Origin of the sequence: Pedobacter alluvionis (genome assembly GCF_003664035.1) — a bacterium.
Taxonomy (GTDB): Bacteria; Bacteroidota; Bacteroidia; order Sphingobacteriales; family Sphingobacteriaceae; genus Pedobacter; species Pedobacter alluvionis.
Genome location: NZ_RCCK01000012.1, coordinates 207,429 through 223,289 on the forward strand (window position 1 = coordinate 207,429; position 15,861 = coordinate 223,289).

11 protein-coding genes are annotated in these 15,861 nt (G+C 37.1%); 2 read left to right on the forward strand and 9 right to left on the reverse strand.

Going from position 1 to position 15,861, the window contains the following annotated elements; genetic code table 11:
• Position 1: 1 nt before the first annotated feature.
• The 4 genes from pdeM to BCL90_RS14870 all read right to left on the reverse strand — a co-directional run bounded on the left by pdeM (position 2) and on the right by BCL90_RS14870 (position 6,220).
• Positions 2-640 carry a ligase-associated DNA damage response endonuclease PdeM gene (gene pdeM, locus BCL90_RS14855; protein ID WP_121284789.1) on the reverse strand — a complete coding sequence of 213 codons (639 nt, stop codon included), beginning with the start codon at positions 638-640 and terminating at the stop codon, positions 2-4.
• 72 nt (positions 641-712) lie between these two features.
• On the reverse strand, positions 713-3,190 hold the full coding sequence (locus BCL90_RS14860; protein ID WP_121284790.1) for a ligase-associated DNA damage response DEXH box helicase: 2,478 nt from the start codon (positions 3,188-3,190) through the stop codon (positions 713-715).
• Between the two features lie 409 nt (positions 3,191-3,599).
• Complete coding sequence (locus BCL90_RS14865; RefSeq protein WP_121284791.1) at positions 3,600-5,189, reverse strand: ATP-dependent DNA ligase; 1,590 nt, start codon at positions 5,187-5,189, stop codon at positions 3,600-3,602.
• Positions 5,190-5,191: 2 nt separating this feature from the next.
• The gene (locus tag BCL90_RS14870; protein ID WP_121284792.1) at positions 5,192-6,220 is read right to left on the reverse strand and encodes a ligase-associated DNA damage response exonuclease; all 1,029 of its coding nucleotides are present in this window, start codon (positions 6,218-6,220) and stop codon (positions 5,192-5,194) included.
• Between the two features lie 155 nt (positions 6,221-6,375).
• Here BCL90_RS14870 and BCL90_RS14875 point away from each other — a divergent pair, with 155 nt between their 5' ends.
• On the forward strand, positions 6,376-6,987 hold the full coding sequence (locus BCL90_RS14875) for a SatD family protein (protein ID WP_121284793.1): 612 nt from the start codon (positions 6,376-6,378) through the stop codon (positions 6,985-6,987).
• Positions 6,987-7,697, forward strand: coding sequence for a DUF3307 domain-containing protein (locus tag BCL90_RS14880; protein WP_121284794.1), 711 nt, complete (start codon positions 6,987-6,989; stop codon positions 7,695-7,697). Before BCL90_RS14875 ends, BCL90_RS14880 begins: the two co-directional genes overlap by 1 nt.
• A gap of 35 nt (positions 7,698-7,732) precedes the next feature.
• On the opposite strand, the gene BCL90_RS14885 is transcribed toward BCL90_RS14880, so the two are convergent.
• The 5 genes from BCL90_RS14885 to BCL90_RS14905 form a co-directional block, all read right to left on the reverse strand.
• Positions 7,733-9,901 carry a S9 family peptidase gene (locus BCL90_RS14885; RefSeq protein ID WP_121284795.1) on the reverse strand — a complete coding sequence of 723 codons (2,169 nt, stop codon included), beginning with the start codon at positions 9,899-9,901 and terminating at the stop codon, positions 7,733-7,735.
• Positions 9,902-9,999: 98 nt separating this feature from the next.
• Positions 10,000-10,647 carry a DUF4412 domain-containing protein gene (locus tag BCL90_RS14890; protein ID WP_121284796.1) on the reverse strand — a complete coding sequence of 216 codons (648 nt, stop codon included), beginning with the start codon at positions 10,645-10,647 and terminating at the stop codon, positions 10,000-10,002.
• 23 nt (positions 10,648-10,670) lie between these two features.
• Positions 10,671-11,447, reverse strand: a complete 777-nt coding sequence (locus BCL90_RS14895; RefSeq protein ID WP_121284797.1) for an enoyl-CoA hydratase/isomerase family protein — start codon at positions 11,445-11,447, stop codon at positions 10,671-10,673.
• Between the two features lies 1 nt (position 11,448).
• A complete protein-coding gene (locus BCL90_RS14900; RefSeq protein ID WP_121284798.1) occupies positions 11,449-13,536 on the reverse strand; it encodes a ComEC/Rec2 family competence protein in 2,088 nt (695 codons plus the stop codon).
• 3 nt (positions 13,537-13,539) lie between these two features.
• Positions 13,540-15,771 (reverse strand): helix-hairpin-helix domain-containing protein, encoded by a 2,232-nt coding sequence (locus BCL90_RS14905; RefSeq protein ID WP_244095087.1) that lies wholly within the window; start codon positions 15,769-15,771, stop codon positions 13,540-13,542.
• Positions 15,772-15,861: the final 90 nt, after the last annotated feature.

Genomic DNA, 15,861 nt, shown 5'->3' on the forward strand with positions numbered 1-15,861 from the left:
ACTAAACTTCTACAACACTTTTAGGCGTTACCGCAAAAATACGTTCGTTTGCTTTCGGATAGATAGTATAAAGCCCTGTAAACAAGCTAAAAGCAGGTAAAACAGCATAATCCTTGCCGAAATAAAAACAAGGAAATTTTAATCTTTGTTTCGCTTTACCCACTATAGTTACACCTGGGTGGATATGGCCACTGATAGGATACAATTCTTCATCGGTACAATTGGGTGCATCATGGATAAAACAGAAAGGCCCTAAACAATAATTTGATTCATGTATTTCGATGTTCATCGCAGCATAATTGGCACCCGAAAGTCTGTCGTGATTCCCCTTTACCAATAGAAGATTAAGTTCCTGATATTGTTTTCTCCATGCTAAAAATTCATCAATATCGGTATTCAAACCATGATGAAACATATCACCATTAATCAGCAGTGTTTTTGGGTTATACTGTTTAATCAATAAACTTAAACGCTGAAGATCTGTTTGCGCAATGGTAGCAGGTACTTGCAAACCGGCCTGACGGAAGTGTGCGGATTTACCTAAATGCAAATCGCTTATGGCTAAAAGTTGATGCTTGGGTAAAAATAAAGCCCTTTCTTTATCTAAAATCAGTTCTTCACCCTGGCTTGTAATGGTCATTTATTTTATGCTATTTCATCCTGAGCTTGTCGAAGGATCTTTTAATTTTCGACAGGTCGCAAGAAGATGTATTTATTTAATTTTCTCAGATTCGGCCTTCATTCTGGCAATCCGCTGTTCTAATTCTTCTGAACTCATATTTTCCCGCAAACTGTCTACTTTGATTGGAAAAGATAGTGGCGTAAAACTTTTCGGATTGGTGATAATAATCGCTCCATTCTGAATCCTTTCTAAAGCGTCTGCTAACCTGGGTTCTTCCAGTTGCTGATAAAAAACCTCATCGTAAGCCTGTCGCAAAAGTAAATTATGTTTATCGTAATCGCTAAAAACATTAAAAAATAGACCAGCAGATGACTGGAGGTGCTTATTGGCTACATATTTGCCCGGATAGCCCTGGAAAACGAGTCCGGAAATGCAGGCAATATCTCTAAATTTCCTTCTTGCCATTTCAGTTGAATTGATGCTCAGCGTAATGTCTTCGGTTAAGTTCTTAGGTGAAAAAACCTCGTAGGCAATCGATTCGTCCATTGGAATTTCTATTTCGCTCAAAAGCTCAAAGCCATAATCGTTCATGGCAATAGAAAAACTGATGGGTAGCAATTTACTTAAACGATACGCTACCAGCGCTGCCAAAACCTCATGCACCAAACGCCCTTCAAATGGATAGGCAAAGAGATGAAAACCTTCTTTGTTATTGATGAGTTCTATCAGTAATTCGTCGTTTTTGGGTACGTGAGATCGCTTTTCCTGTAATAAGAATAGTGGATAAACAGAATCTAATTCCTCATCCTGATGGGTTTTATCCAACGCCTCATTATATTTTTTTCTTAAAACTGATCCTAAATTGGAAGATAGGGGTAAGCGGCCGCCATTCCAGCTTGGCGAAATTGCGTTTTTCTGTTTACTTAATCTTACTACAACCGTCATGTCTTTTACCTGAACAAACTCCAAAACTCGTCCGGCCAAACGAAAATTATCTCCGGCTTTTAAACGGGTAACAAAATATTCTTCCACCATTCCGATATAACCGCCAGAAATGAATTTGACTTTCAGCATCGCATCACTTACGATTGTTCCGATATGTAACCTGTGTCGCATGGCCAATTGCCTGCTTTTCACTTTCCAAAGCCCATCTTCATCCTTAACTACCTTTTTAAATTCGGTATAAGCACTTAAACTATCTCCTCCAGAGGTGATAAATTGCATAACCCAGGTCCATTCTTCAGGAAGAATAAGTTTAAAAGCATGTGTATTTTTAATTTCTTCATAAATAACTTTATCATCAAATCCGTCGCCTATGGCCAATGTAACCAGGTATTGAACTAAGGTGTCAAACACCATAATAAAAGGCTCTCTGCTTTCTATATTGTTGGTTTTAGCCGCTTCTTTAATTGCTGCCGCTTCAACCAGTTCTAAAGCATGAGTAGGTAAAAAATATATTTTAGATACCTCATGCGGGGAGTGGCCAGAGCGGCCCGCCCTTTGTAAAAAACGGGCAACACCTTTTGGCGATCCTACCTGAACAACGGTATCAACAGGTTTAAAATCTACCCCCAAATCCAGCGAGGAAGTAGCAATAACGGCTTTAAGCTGTCCCGTATGTAAGGCATCTTCAATCCAGTTACGAAGCTCAAAATCTATCGATCCATGGTGTATGGCAATTCTCCCCGCCAGTTCCGGTTCGATATTCAACAAATGCTGATACCACATTTCCGATTGTCCGCGGGTATTGATAAAAATTAAGGTCGTTTTACTTTTCTCGATAATGGGTAATAATTTATAGGCCAGTTTTAAGCCTAAATGCCCTGCCCAGGGTAGTGTGTCAATATCGTCGGGTATAATGGATTTAATTACGATTTTCTTTTCTAAATCAGCTTTAACAATAATCCGCTTGGCTTCGATATTAGGTTCGAGCACATCAAGCGCTTCCTCAATATTTCCAATGGTTGCTGATATCCCCCAAATCCTTAAAAACTGATTTTTTTCAAGCTTTTGTAAGCCTTTAACTCGAGAAACGGCTAACTCAACCAGCACACCCCGTTTACTGCCCAAAAGTTCATGCCATTCATCCGCCACAATGCATTTAAGATTTCGGAATAGGGTTGAGGAACCCTTTTGTGCCAGTAACAAATGCAGGCTTTCCGGGGTAATCAATAAAATTTCTGGCATCGATTTTTTCTGCTGCAATTTTTCTGCCTGAGAGGTATCACCATTGCGCACACCAACGTGCCAATCTAATTCCAGCTCCAGTAAAGTTTCGCGCATGGCCCTTGCAATATCTTTAGCCAAAGAGCGGAGTGGGGTAATCCAGATTAACTGCAAACGATCTTTCGCTTTTTTGTTGTTCGCTTCTGAGGCATTTAAAGCTTCAATCACTACTGCTAGAAATAAAGAAAATGTTTTCCCAAAACCTGTAGGCGCATTTACCAAACCACTGTAACCATTCAGATAATACTGCCAGGCATCTTCCTGAAACTGAAAAGGCTTACGTTTATTGGTCTTTAGCCAGGCTTTTATCTTTTTATAACCTTTGGTTTTGGTTTGATCCATGATTAAATACTGTTTCTTTGATAGTTATATTCCTCGGACTGTGTCCTCACAGACCGAAAATTCTCGAATTATAGTCTGTGCAGACACAAAGCATGGCTTAATTTTTTTTTGAAAAGCAATAATAGTACTCCTTCGGTTACAGCAGTCCCGCCATACGCTTTACCTTTTTTGTGATTTTTCTTTTGACATCAATTATATTCTAGCAAAAAAGGGTGCCGCTCCTGTCGGGTTTAAAATCGCCAGGCAAGCTGTTCAAGCTAAACCACCCCTCAGTCTGTGTCCTCAAAACCTCGCAGGTTTTTAAAACCTGCGAGGTTTAAAAATACCTATTTCCTCGGTCTGTGTCCCCACTGACCGAAATCTTTGAGTTATGATAATGGTCTATGAGGACACAGGCCATGGAATCGCATTACAAGGTAGATTGTAACAACTGCCTCAAGTCTTCCAAAGTATTAATTTCATCTGCTTTTTTATCTTTTCGCCAACGCAATATACGTGGAAAACGTAAAGCTAAACCTGCTTTATGCCGTTTACTTTCCGCAATTCCTTCAAAAGCAATTTCGAAAACCAGTTCGGGTTTTACTGTACGTACCGGTCCAAATTTTTCAATTGCATTACGGGTTACGAACGAATTTACTTCTTTAATTTCCTTATCTGTTAAGCCCGAATAGGCTTTTGCAATCGTGACTAAGTTTTCACCATCACGAACTGCAAAGGTATAATCGGTAAAAAAGTTAGCCCTTCTGCCACTTCCTTTTTGGGCGTAGATCATTACCGCATCAACCGTGTAGGGATTGATTTTCCATTTCCACCAATCGCCCCGTTTTCTTCCACTGTGATAATGAGAGGTTAATTTTTTAAGCATAATCCCTTCGCTGTTGATCGATCTCGAAGTTTGTCTTAAATCAGCCAATTCTTCCCACGAACTGCAATTGATTACCGGAGATATTATCACCGGACTTTCATCTAAATCACCGTTCAATTGCTCAAGTATTTTTCGTCTTATACTTAAAGGTTCCTGCCTGAAATCTTTGGCTTCATATTCTAAAATATCATAAACAAAAAATCCAATAGGAGCTTCTTCCAATTGTTTTTTATTAATTGTTTTACGGTTTAAGCGTTGTTGTAATGTACTGAATGATAACACCTGTTTATCCTGCACAGCCAGTATTTCGCCATCCAAAACCACGCCATCAGGCAAAACATCGATCATAAAATGCAACTCAGGAAACTGTTCTGTAACCAGTTCTTCTCCACGGCTCCAGATAAAGAGTTCTCCATTCCGTTTTACAATCTGCCCGCGGATACCATCCCATTTCCATTCGGCCTGCCATTCGGAAATATCGCCCAGTTTTTCAGGTTCCTGCTCTAAAGCATACGCGAGGCAAAAGGGGTAAGGCCAGGAATTATCGGTATTCACATGGATACCATTGATCAGTTCGTGAAAGGTAATTTCATAAGGATTCCATTTACCCATGATGCTGTGCATAATCTGCGCACTATCTAAACTACTCTGTTTAGCCAGCGCATTAACCAGCATTTTATTGGAAACACCAATCCTGAAATTTCCAGAGATTAGTTTGTTAAAAATAAAACGTTCTTGTGTTTCTAGTTTATTCCAGGCATTTAAAATAAATTCTTTTTTCGTTTCATCATCTTTACCTTCCAAATCGTGCAACTCTTCTATCCATGTATGCAATTGTAAATTTGATGTGTTTTCGGCAGGGGGTAATAATAAAGCAATGGTTTCGCTTAAATCGCCGACATTGGCATAACTTTCGGCAAATAACCATTCTGGTGTTTCGGTAATGGCTATCGCCCAGTATTTAAGCAGGGCTGATTTAATTGGTCTTTTAGGTTTTTTACCCGTAAATAAGGCAATTACCCATACTTTATCTTTATCATCGGCATAGTTAAAATAATTAACCAATGCCGAAATTTTATCATTGGTTTTATTGCTCAGTTCGAGCTGTTGGATCAATTGGGCAAAACGTTTCATCCTTATTTATTTTCGTTTTGATCAACCAAATCTACTTTATTTTCCTCATCATCCTCTTGCCCGAACTTAGTTAACACTTCAGCAGCTTCTATACCTGCATCGTTTAAAAACCGGCTAAAAGCAGCTGTAAAACCATGTGTAACGTATACTTTTTCTGCGCCTGTTGCAGTAATAGCTTCCATTAGGCCGGGCCAGTCTGCATGGTCGCTCAGCGCAAAGCCTGCATCGGCACTTTGCCAACGGCGATGCGCCCGAACTTGCATCCAGCCGGAACATATACCAGTAACCGGGTGGGTTAAGTTTTTAATCCAGCGGCTATCCCGCATGGCAGGCGGTACAATTACAATTCCTTTCTGTAATTCATCTTTAGTGGTTTCAGGAGTAATTCGGATAGTTTTGGGAAGATTTACACCTGCATCAATAATTACTTCATTCAGGTTAGCAATACTGTTATGTACATAAATAGGGATATCACCAGCCAGGTTTTTAATTAAACGTTGTGCTTTGCCCAAACTATAGGCAATTAATACACTTGTTTTTTGTTGTGTAATATTATCACTTATCCAGCTCCTGATGCCATTAAAAACAATTTCCTGCTTTTGCCATTTGTAAACAGGTAAGCCAAAAGTACTTTCAGAAACAAAAGAATGGCATTTTACAGGCTCGAAAGGCGTGGTAATGCCGTCATCTTCAATTTTATAATCACCAGAGATAACACAAATTTCATCTTTATATTCGAGCCGTACCTGTGCCGATCCAATAATGTGCCCTGCAGGGAAAAATGAAATATTCACGCCATTACGGGTAATGCTTTCTCCATATTCCAATGTTTCTACATTTAAATCTTCGCTGATCCTGCGTTTGATGATAGGCTTTGTTAAAGTATGGCAGAGATAGTATTTATTTCCAAAACGAACATGATCACTATGCCCATGTGTGGTTACTGCATAATCTACAGGCCACCAAGGGTCTACATAAAAATTGCCTTGCTTACAGTAAATCCCTCTTTTGGTAAATTCTATTAGTGCCATAGCTAGTAAACAATAAATTTATTGATTAGTTTTAAATTAATATCGGCTAAAAACCCGATAATTTAAAATATCGGCTAATTACCAGATAAATTGAAATATCGGCTAATTAGCCGATATTATTTTTGAAATATGAATAATATATTCGATATTGTAGTATGATTTGTATTGTAACAGGTGATATTGTAGGTTCGAGAAAGATTAAAAACAGCTGGTTGTTGAGCTTAAAAACAGCGTTAAAAGCAACTTCAGGCCAACATGGCAAGTGGGAAATCTTTCGTGGGGATAGTTTTCAGGTTGAGGTTGAGCCGGAAAATGCAATTAAGGTGGCTGCTTATTTAAAAGCATGTATAAGGGTAAATAAACCTGCCGACGTAAGGATGGGCATTGGTATTGGCGGGATAAAAAATAAGCGTAAAAAGCTTTCCGAATCAAGTGGAGATGCCTTTATCAACTCGGGGGCAGCCTTTGATAGTTTAAAGCAGGCTAAAACCAACTTAGCCATTAAAACGGATTTTCCTGATTTTGATGAAGAAATTAATATCATAATTAAACTGTCGTTAATTGCCATGGATAGCTGGGGGATAGTAGCCGCAGAAATGGTAAAACTTGCGCTGGAAAATGAAAACCTGTTACAAAGCGAACTTGCAGCCATTTCAGGCAGAACGCAATCTTCGGTAAGCGAAGCGCTAAAACGCGCACATTATACCGAAATAATGGAAATGGACAGGCTTTACCGTAAAAAATTGAACCAGACGATTTTGAAATAATGGATATCTATTTAATCAAACTTATTATTGCCCACTTAATCGGTGATTTCTTTTTGCAGCCAAATACCTGGGTAAAAGATAAAGAGAGCAGAAAATTAAAATCAACCAAGCTCTATTTACATGTAATGATACATGTGGCTCTGATATTTGTTATTTTTTTAAGTTTTGATGTTTGGAAAACGGCTTTAACAATAGGTATCATCCATTTGATCATTGATGCGTTAAAATCCATATTTCAGACCCATAAAAATACCCGTCTACTATTTTTTGCTGATCAGGTTTTGCACCTTAGCTCGATTGTGGCCGTGTGGCATCTTTTCTATAAAGGAAGCCTGGATATTGGTTTTTTAAACGATCCACATACCTGGGTGTTAATTTCAGGTGCTTTGTTTTTAACCATGCCTACATCGATTGTAATGAAGGTGATCATTGCTAAATGGATCCCGGACAATCAGCCCGACAGCCCAAAATCATTAGAGAATGCAGGTAAATACATTGGGATATTGGAAAGGACATTGATTTTTCTGTTTATACTTACCAATCATTTTGAGGCTGTTGGTTTTTTACTTGCCGCAAAATCGATATTCAGGTTTGGCGACCTAAAAGAAAAACACGATCTGAAACTAACCGAATACGTACTGATCGGAACTTTGTTAAGTTTCGGGATAGCTATTGTAACCGCTATGCTTACCCAAAGTTTTATCGCATAAAAAAAAGCAGCCCGAAAGCTGCTTTTTAAAATTTTCTATCTTGCTCCCGGAGGGCAGTTTTCTTTTAAAAACTTGGTGTAGGTTAACGATAAATGTTCGCTTGTTCCTTCACCTTCTGAGATACTGTGTGTACGGTTAGGATAGCTCATCAGTTGAAAAACCTTTTTGTTTTTAATCAGTTCATTGATCAACATTTCGGCATTCTGATAGTGTACATTATCATCGCCGGTACCATGGATATACAATAAATTTCCCTTTAAGTTTTTAGCATAAGTAACAGGAGAACCTTTAATATACGCCTCTTTACTTGGGAGAGGGGTACCCATATAGCGCTCCTGATAAATATTATCGTAGGTTAATTGATTACCAACCGCTGCAATTGCAATACCTGTTTTGTAAATTTCTGGATATTGGAACATTAGATTTAAGGTAGATGAACCGCCGCCGCTCCAGCCCCAAACGGCTACACGGTCTTTATCCATAAAAGCGTTAGTCGCCAATAGTTTTTTAGCTGCCATGGCCTGGTCGCGGATATTAAGCACGCCGATGTTTTTATAAATACTTTTACGCCAAGTGCTTCCCTTTGGTACAGGGGCACCTCTATTATCCATTGAAATATAGATATAACCATCTTTGGCCATGTCGCCAGCATATAAGAAGTTTCTTCCTGCGCCATAAGTATCCGCTGCTGTAGGAGAAGCAGGTTCACCATAGACATAAAATACAACCGGGTATTTTTTAGCAGGATTAAAATTATCAGGTTTTTTCATCCATCCGTCCATTTCAATGCCATCTTCGGTGGTTACTTTGAAAAATTCAACTTTGTTTTTAGCAGCTTCCTGTTTTGATAATTGGGTAGTTATGCTTCCATCCATCGTAAATGGATTCCCGGTAGTAAAATTCATCCACTCGGTAATTGGCCTTACGATTGAACTGTTATACGTATGACGGGCAAAAGCTGCATTTGGAGAAATATCATAATTATGTGTTCCTGGTAAAACAGAAGGGGTAACCTGCTCTAATTTTCCCTTGCCATCTAACTTCGTTTTAAAAAGATATTTCTGAGTGGCATTTGTTGGTGAAGCAAGGAAATAAACCATATTGTTTTTTACATCAATCAACTTCACATCAATTACATCATAGTTACCTTTTGTAACCAATGTTTCTTTTTTTCCATCAATACTGATTCTATACAAATGGTTCCAACCGTCTTTGTCTGATACGATGGTAAATTCTTTATTGTCGTTTAACCATTTCCATTCATCCTGTGCATCAATCCAGGCTTTTGCCTTTTCAGTATAAACCGCTTTTGCATCTCCGGTACTGGCATTGCAGATAAACACTTTACTTTCGTTCTGCTCACGGTTAAGCTGTTGTAAAATAATGTTGTTACTGTTTGGCACCCACTGCATCCGTGGAATGTAATGCTGGATATTATCGCCCGGAACGTTTAACCAGTTTGTTTTCGCAGTGGCGATATCAACTATGCCAACTTTACAAGCAGATGGATTTTCGCCCACTTTTGGATACTCAACCGGAATAGTATACGGATAAATCGAATCAGTATTGTTGATCATCAAAAAGTTTTTGATCTTGGTCGCATCAATCTGCCAATAAGCAATAGATTTCCCATCCGGACTCCACCTAAAACCATCACGGCAATCAAATTCCTCTTCATAAACCCAATCAAAAGTACCATTGATCATGCGGTCTGCGCCATCAGTGGTTAAGGCTTTAGCGCCAGTTCCGTCAATATTTTCTACATATAAATTGTGTTTGCTTACATAAGCTACTTTACTTCCATCGGGCGATAATTTTGCAAACATTAAAGATGATGCAGGTTTATCTTTTCCAATCTGGGTAATCTTGTTAGCGGTTAAATCTGCCAGCCAATAATCGCCACGGGTATCATAACGCCAAACTTTTTTACTGTTGGTGTAAATTAATGCTTTTGTACCATCATCCGACAATTGGAAACTTCTTACCGCAATGGCATTACCTTTTCCTGCTGGTGTTAATAACGTTCTGGAAATAATTGTTTTTTTGTCGCTTTTAGGGAGGGTAACCGAAATAATTTCTCCGCTTGCAATCTGGTAGTAGGAGTTACCATCTTTTGCCCAGTTGATACTTTGGGCTTTTGCATCAATTAGCGTACATATTGCCATGCAGGCAATTGATAATCTGAGTAATAAGTTTTTAATCATATATAATTTTGGGGCATAAAAAAAGCTTTTTAACTTTTCGGCTAATTTAAATAAAAAGCCGGCAGTTAAAAAGCCGTAAATTATCTGGAATTGGTTAATTATTCACCACCACCTTGCATGGCTTTCAATTCTTCCATAGTTACTACTTCGTAACCGGCAGGAATTTCAGTGCTAATGGCTCCAACTTTGGCTTCAGAAAGAGATTTTAGTACCAGATCTGAATTTACTCCATTAATTAACGCAGAATATTTTACAGGAAGTGCACCTAAGCCTTTAAAAAAACCACCATTGGTAACTGAAGCAATATCAATATCTTTTGTTGCCCATAATTCATGAACTGCACCTTTGTCATCTTTATAGGTATATTTTTCAGCACTTAATCCAGCAATTGTTTGTTTTTCACCAGTTGCTTTATAATCAGAATATTTTGGCAATAAAGCTTCCTGTGCTTCTGTTTCTGCTTTGCTCACCTTTACTGCAAACTGTTTTTGAGCTACAGGAACGTCAATTAATAATAATCCGGTTTTATCTGCCGTATTTGAAATAATGTTAACCATGGCAGGCCCATTTTCAATTTCTATTTTAGTTAAGTTGCCGTTAAATTTAGTTTTAACGTCGGTTGTTGCGCCATTAGCGGTTACAGCAAATACCAAAGTACCTTCAGCAATTTTCTTTTGTGCATGAGCAATTATAGCAGTACTTACTAAGATTAAAGCTACAACACTAGTTTTGATTGATTTGAACATGTTTTTATTTTAGTTTAAGTTATTTACCAATTAATTTTTTCTTTTTTCAAAAATGAAGAAATCCCCTTTTTAAAATCCTCACTTTCTCTTACACGGGCATTGATCTGTACCGCAATCTCCAAACTCTTTTCTAAGTGTGGATTAACAGTTTGGTTAATCAATTGTTTCGTAATCATTAATGAATTACCTGAACTCTCCTTGCACAAACTTAGTGCAAATTCTCCCGTTTTTTGACGAATATCGGATGAATTTGTTACAAAATTTATCAAATTATATTTTAATGCCTGCTCTGCAGAGAAAGTTTTTCCAGTTAGTAAAATTTCCTTGATGATGGATTCGCTCACCTTTTGTTTTAAAAAACAGGAAACTATAGCGGGTACAAAACCAATTTTCACTTCAGTATAACCAAAATTACTTTCAGGAGTAGCAAAAATAATATCACAGATGGTCGCTAAACCACAGCCACCAGCAATGGCATGACCTTCAACCTGAGCAATAACCACCTTTGTTAAGTAATAAATAGTGGTAAATAGTTTTTTTAAATGATTAGAATCGGCTACGTTTTCTTCAAATGTATTGTGCTGTAATTGCTGAAGATATGCTAAATCGGCTCCAGCACTAAATGCATCACCATTTGCATTTAATATGACCACTTTTACCTGATCATCTTCTGATGCCCTTATAAATGCGGTAGTTAATTCAGCGATAAGTTGAGGGTTTAACGCATTTCTCTTTTCGGGCCGGTTGATTGTTATTGTTGCTATTCTTTCAGCAACCTGATATAAAACCAGATTTTCCATGTTATTGGCTTAGTTGCACCAAATATGCTTTATTTTTCTTTAAAACATGTACATCTTTATCATTATTCTCCATGTGCTTCTTTAGGATCTGAATTTTATAATCCTTATTAGAGGCATCGATTATTGCAGTTTTATATTTTACATCAACATCCATTTTTGCTAAATTAAATTTAGTATTCCCGCTTAACCAGATACTTGAAAAAATAGCATTTCCATTTATCTTTTTGTTGTTCAGATTTTCGTCAATCAAAAGTATCCTATATTGAAAAAAGGCAATCTGGTTGTTCTTTAATATAAATTGTCCCAAAACGGTGTCTTTCTTGAAATTAATAAAATATATCTTCTTTAATTGTAATTGGGCTAATGCTGGTTGAATAGAGAAGACATAGTTTTTATCTTCACTATTTAAATCTGAAATTAAAACAGCTTCTTTTCCATTAATAAACGCAGCCGCATAATTTTTTCTTAGGGAAAAGAAAATGATTTTTCTCTGGTGAAAAACCTTTAGATCATCGCGCACAATCAAAAGTTGATAACAAACAAATAGAAATAAAGAAGAGAATAAAAGTTGTTTGTTAAATTTTGTCAATGCATAAATAAACAATCCTAGCGAAAGGCTCAACAAGGCAAATTCATGCAGATTAATCCATATTGATGAAAAGCTGGCATAAGGCAAACTGGCAATCCATTTTAATACAGCATTCGTAAAATTTATGATCCATTCAAAAATCGGCGCCAGAAACCCGAATGATGGAATTAATACTAAAATCCCCAAATACATCATTAATATTAATGGGATGGTGATGAAAAGATTAGCAAAGAGAAAGTAAAATGGAAACTGATGAAAATAGTAAATACTTAATGGAAACGTGACTATTTGTGCCGCTAAAGACATGGATGTGAAACTCCATAACTTATCTATCCAATTATGTTCAGTATAAAGAAGGTTGTAGATTTTGGGTTGAAGATAAATTAGTCCAAATACGGCCAGGTAGGAGAGTTGAAATCCAACATCCCAGATTAAAAAAGGATTGTAAACGAGTTGACAAAATGCGGAAAAGGCTAAAACATTATAACTATTGGTTTTCTTAGATAAAACTTTAGCCGTTATTAAAATACTGATCATGATAGCTGAGCGAACAACAGAAGGCGATAATCCGGTTAACAAAGCATATCCCCAAATCAAAGTACAGAGGAGTAGTAGTTTAACTATTCTTAATGCCCTATTCTTATTCAAAAAGAAGAACATAAAATCTAAAACAACATAGATAATAGCTACATGCGCTCCTGATACCGATAAAGCATGAATGGTTCCTGTTTTGGAATAGGCCGATAAAGTTTCTTTACTTAAATCGGCACGGTAACCTAAAATAAGGGTAGAGGCCACAGTAAAAGCTTCGTCACTTTTAATTAATTTTCTGTATTTTGCTACTTGCTTTTCTCTTAAGTTTAAGGCCATCTTTATGATCGGATTACCAACATTATTTTTGGTGCTAACGATATGGTTCTGATCTATAAATGCCTGATGATAAATATTTTGACTGCCTAGCCAGGCTTTAAATTCAAATTCTGCAGGATTATATGGCGGTTCCACTTCGGTATGGCTAACCGAAATCATCATTTCATCTCCATACTTTAGTTGGATAGGTTTAAGGCTATCTAATTTTACGGTAAGCAGCATTTGTCCTGATAAGCTGATCTGTTTATCTTTTTGATATCCAGATCTTACCTTTGCTTTAAAGCGCACAATATTGCCATTTTGCTGAGGCTCATTGTTAACCCAAACTTTTAAATAATTGCAATTGGTTTTTGCAAAGTAACTTTGGTTTAAACTTTCGTTATTAAACAGGCAAAACAAACTACCAAGGTTGAAAAAAAGTATGTAAATCAAAATACCAACTGCACCTTTGTAACGATAGATATTGAATCTTTTATAAGTAACGTTTAAAAATAGAATGCTCAGTAAAACAACAACTAGCGTTAAGGTCAACCATTTAATATATGCTAAGGCCGGGAAGAAATAAAAAATAGAGATGCCCAAAATAAAAGGAAACAAGATCCTGACAAAAATATACTCGGTCTTAAACATTGTTTAAAATTGATAGCGTACTTGAATTTTAACTTCCGATTTTTTATTCCCTTTAATTTCGTCCAGATAAGTACCTACTGTGTTTACGTCCTTATAAACAAATAACCCATATCTGATCCAAACATTTAGTTTTTTAACTACATTGTATTTAAGGTTGAGGTAGGTCCTAAAACCCCTTCCATTATACAATCCAAAAGCAAAACTGTATAAAACATCATCTTCATACGCGTAAATTCTACTGTTGTAACTAGGCGTATTGAAATAGGCAAATCTTACATTGCCGGTTAGCTTAGCGAACATTGGCGAATAGTCAATATCCTGATAAATAAGATAGCCAAATTCCCTGTTTGCACTTCCCTTTTTATATTGAGAAACCTCTATCCGGTTTTGAAAATGCCAATTCTTGTTCAGTTGCCAATTTGCCTCGGTCCGGTAACCTTCTCTTTTTACAGGGTCTAAAAAGTTTACAGGAACATCAAGATCTGTATTTTGTTGTTTATTTTCTGATTTAAACCGAACTAAAATTTTAAAGGTTTTGCTTGGCATATAAATGGCCTGAGCTAAAACTTCGTAGCCCTTTGAAGGTTCATCAACCCGGTATTTTAACCAGGGGAACCGAAATAAATCGCCGTAGAAAGAAAAGGCCCAATGTTTATTTGGGTTAACATTTAAGCCCGCATACAATCCTCTTTCATTTACGGCTTCGCTCGATTCGGATACTGCCTGATTAAAGAAACTGTGGTAATCTTTAGCATAATTGCGATAGGTTAAGGCGGCAGAAACTGATGACGACAAACTAATGAGTACACCATTAATATAGGCAAAGCCACCGCCCAAACCTTTTGCTCCTTCACCATGGAGGTACATATTTTTATAGGTATAATTATAATATAAACCTAAATTAGTTAATGATTTACCTGTGAAACTATACCGATCGTAAGCTGCAGTTTGCGTAATAAAACGATTCTTATAATTGGTATGATAAGCAATTGCTCCAACAGCAAGTTCGTTTTTGGTATATTGAATCGTTGCGCCAAATACGCACTGTGCCAAAACACCTTTATTCTTAATCTCAGTAGGCGTTCTATGCAAGCCAGTTTGATTAATCGTCGACTGAACTAAATTTCCTTCAGCATCTAACTTTTGACTCGCATCAAGATTGCGGAACGAAATAAATGGAGTAATATCTACATTCTTAAATAAATTAATCGTTGCGGCAGCGCCTCTAAAAAAGGAATATTCGTTTGTAGAATTATAAGGCCTTAACCCCAAATCTTTTTTAGCTACACTGGTTACATCAGGTCCTTTACCAAAAGAAAAACCCGACCATAAGGTTAAGCCCTGACCAAATTGTTGTGTATAATCGCCAACTACCAATTTTTTCAATTTACCTAATTTGAATAGTGCAATATTTCCTGAATAAAAATCGAAAGGCCTACCAATAAATTTTTCTCCTGCATCTTTATCTAAAGTTATGGCTGCCGATAGAATTGAACTGTATTGATACCGGTATCGCATCTGAAATCGCTCTGGCGAACCTAAATACCTGTTGCCTGGTAAATCAGTATAACCTCTTTGTTTTTGTAAAGTTTGCGCTAAGCGCACCATCAGGTCATTTTCACCAGTATGCACGAGGTTTCTAAAACTGAGCTGCTGATATTCGGTGATATTGGTTAATGTTACGAATGGGAGCAGCATTTGAATCGTTTTAATATCAAAGCCAGGAATGCTTTGTAATTCCAGCACATCAGCAAGCGCACCATTTTCCTTTAAATGGGTAAAGAAATTGCCAATCTGTAATGGAGACAGGAATACCAAAGTATTTAATTCTTCTACCGAAGTGCGATTCAGGTTAATTGGGTGTTTCCGATATTTCTCCAATACATCAACCAACTCGGTCATATCGTAATCATCGGGGAGATTTTCAGCCATGCTTTCCAAAATATCACGTATAGCTGTTTCCTGTGTGTTGGTTTGGGCATTTGCCATAAATCCAATTATTACAAAGGCAACAGTTAAGATTTTAAATGCATAACCACTTCCAGTTATAAATTTATGATAAAGGTCAGTTATCCATGAGATGATCAGATCCCGGCTACGGAACAAGGTATCTCTAAAGGGATTTGCTTGCAGCAGCCCATTACGAACTAATGCAGATAAACCGACACCCAAATGCTTTTTGGGAACTAAAGAATAGGGAAAAGGGACAGGCAACAATACATACCATATTTTCATAAGCAGGGGTTAAACTGGTTAATAAAAAAATAGGGTGATTTTGTATTGGTAATCCTAAGATAAGGAAATAATTAAAAAAACTACAAAAAA

Coding starts and splice junctions, on each gene's coding strand:
- BCL90_RS14895 (WP_121284797.1), bottom strand. CDS start 11,447: ATGGAAAATCTGGTTTTATATCAGGTTGCTGAAAGAATAGCAACAATA.
- pdeM (WP_121284789.1), bottom strand. CDS start 640: ATGACCATTACAAGCCAGGGTGAAGAACTGATTTTAGATAAAGAAAGG.
- BCL90_RS14900 (WP_121284798.1), bottom strand. CDS start 13,536: ATGTTTAAGACCGAGTATATTTTTGTCAGGATCTTGTTTCCTTTTATT.
- BCL90_RS14875 (WP_121284793.1), top strand. CDS start 6,376: ATGATTTGTATTGTAACAGGTGATATTGTAGGTTCGAGAAAGATTAAA.
- BCL90_RS14860 (WP_121284790.1), bottom strand. CDS start 3,190: ATGGATCAAACCAAAACCAAAGGTTATAAAAAGATAAAAGCCTGGCTA.
- BCL90_RS14885 (WP_121284795.1), bottom strand. CDS start 9,901: ATGATTAAAAACTTATTACTCAGATTATCAATTGCCTGCATGGCAATA.
- BCL90_RS14905 (WP_244095087.1), bottom strand. CDS start 15,771: ATGAAAATATGGTATGTATTGTTGCCTGTCCCTTTTCCCTATTCTTTA.
- BCL90_RS14880 (WP_121284794.1), top strand. CDS start 6,987: ATGGATATCTATTTAATCAAACTTATTATTGCCCACTTAATCGGTGAT.
- BCL90_RS14865 (WP_121284791.1), bottom strand. CDS start 5,189: ATGAAACGTTTTGCCCAATTGATCCAACAGCTCGAACTGAGCAATAAA.
- BCL90_RS14870 (WP_121284792.1), bottom strand. CDS start 6,220: ATGGCACTAATAGAATTTACCAAAAGAGGGATTTACTGTAAGCAAGGC.
- BCL90_RS14890 (WP_121284796.1), bottom strand. CDS start 10,647: ATGTTCAAATCAATCAAAACTAGTGTTGTAGCTTTAATCTTAGTAAGT.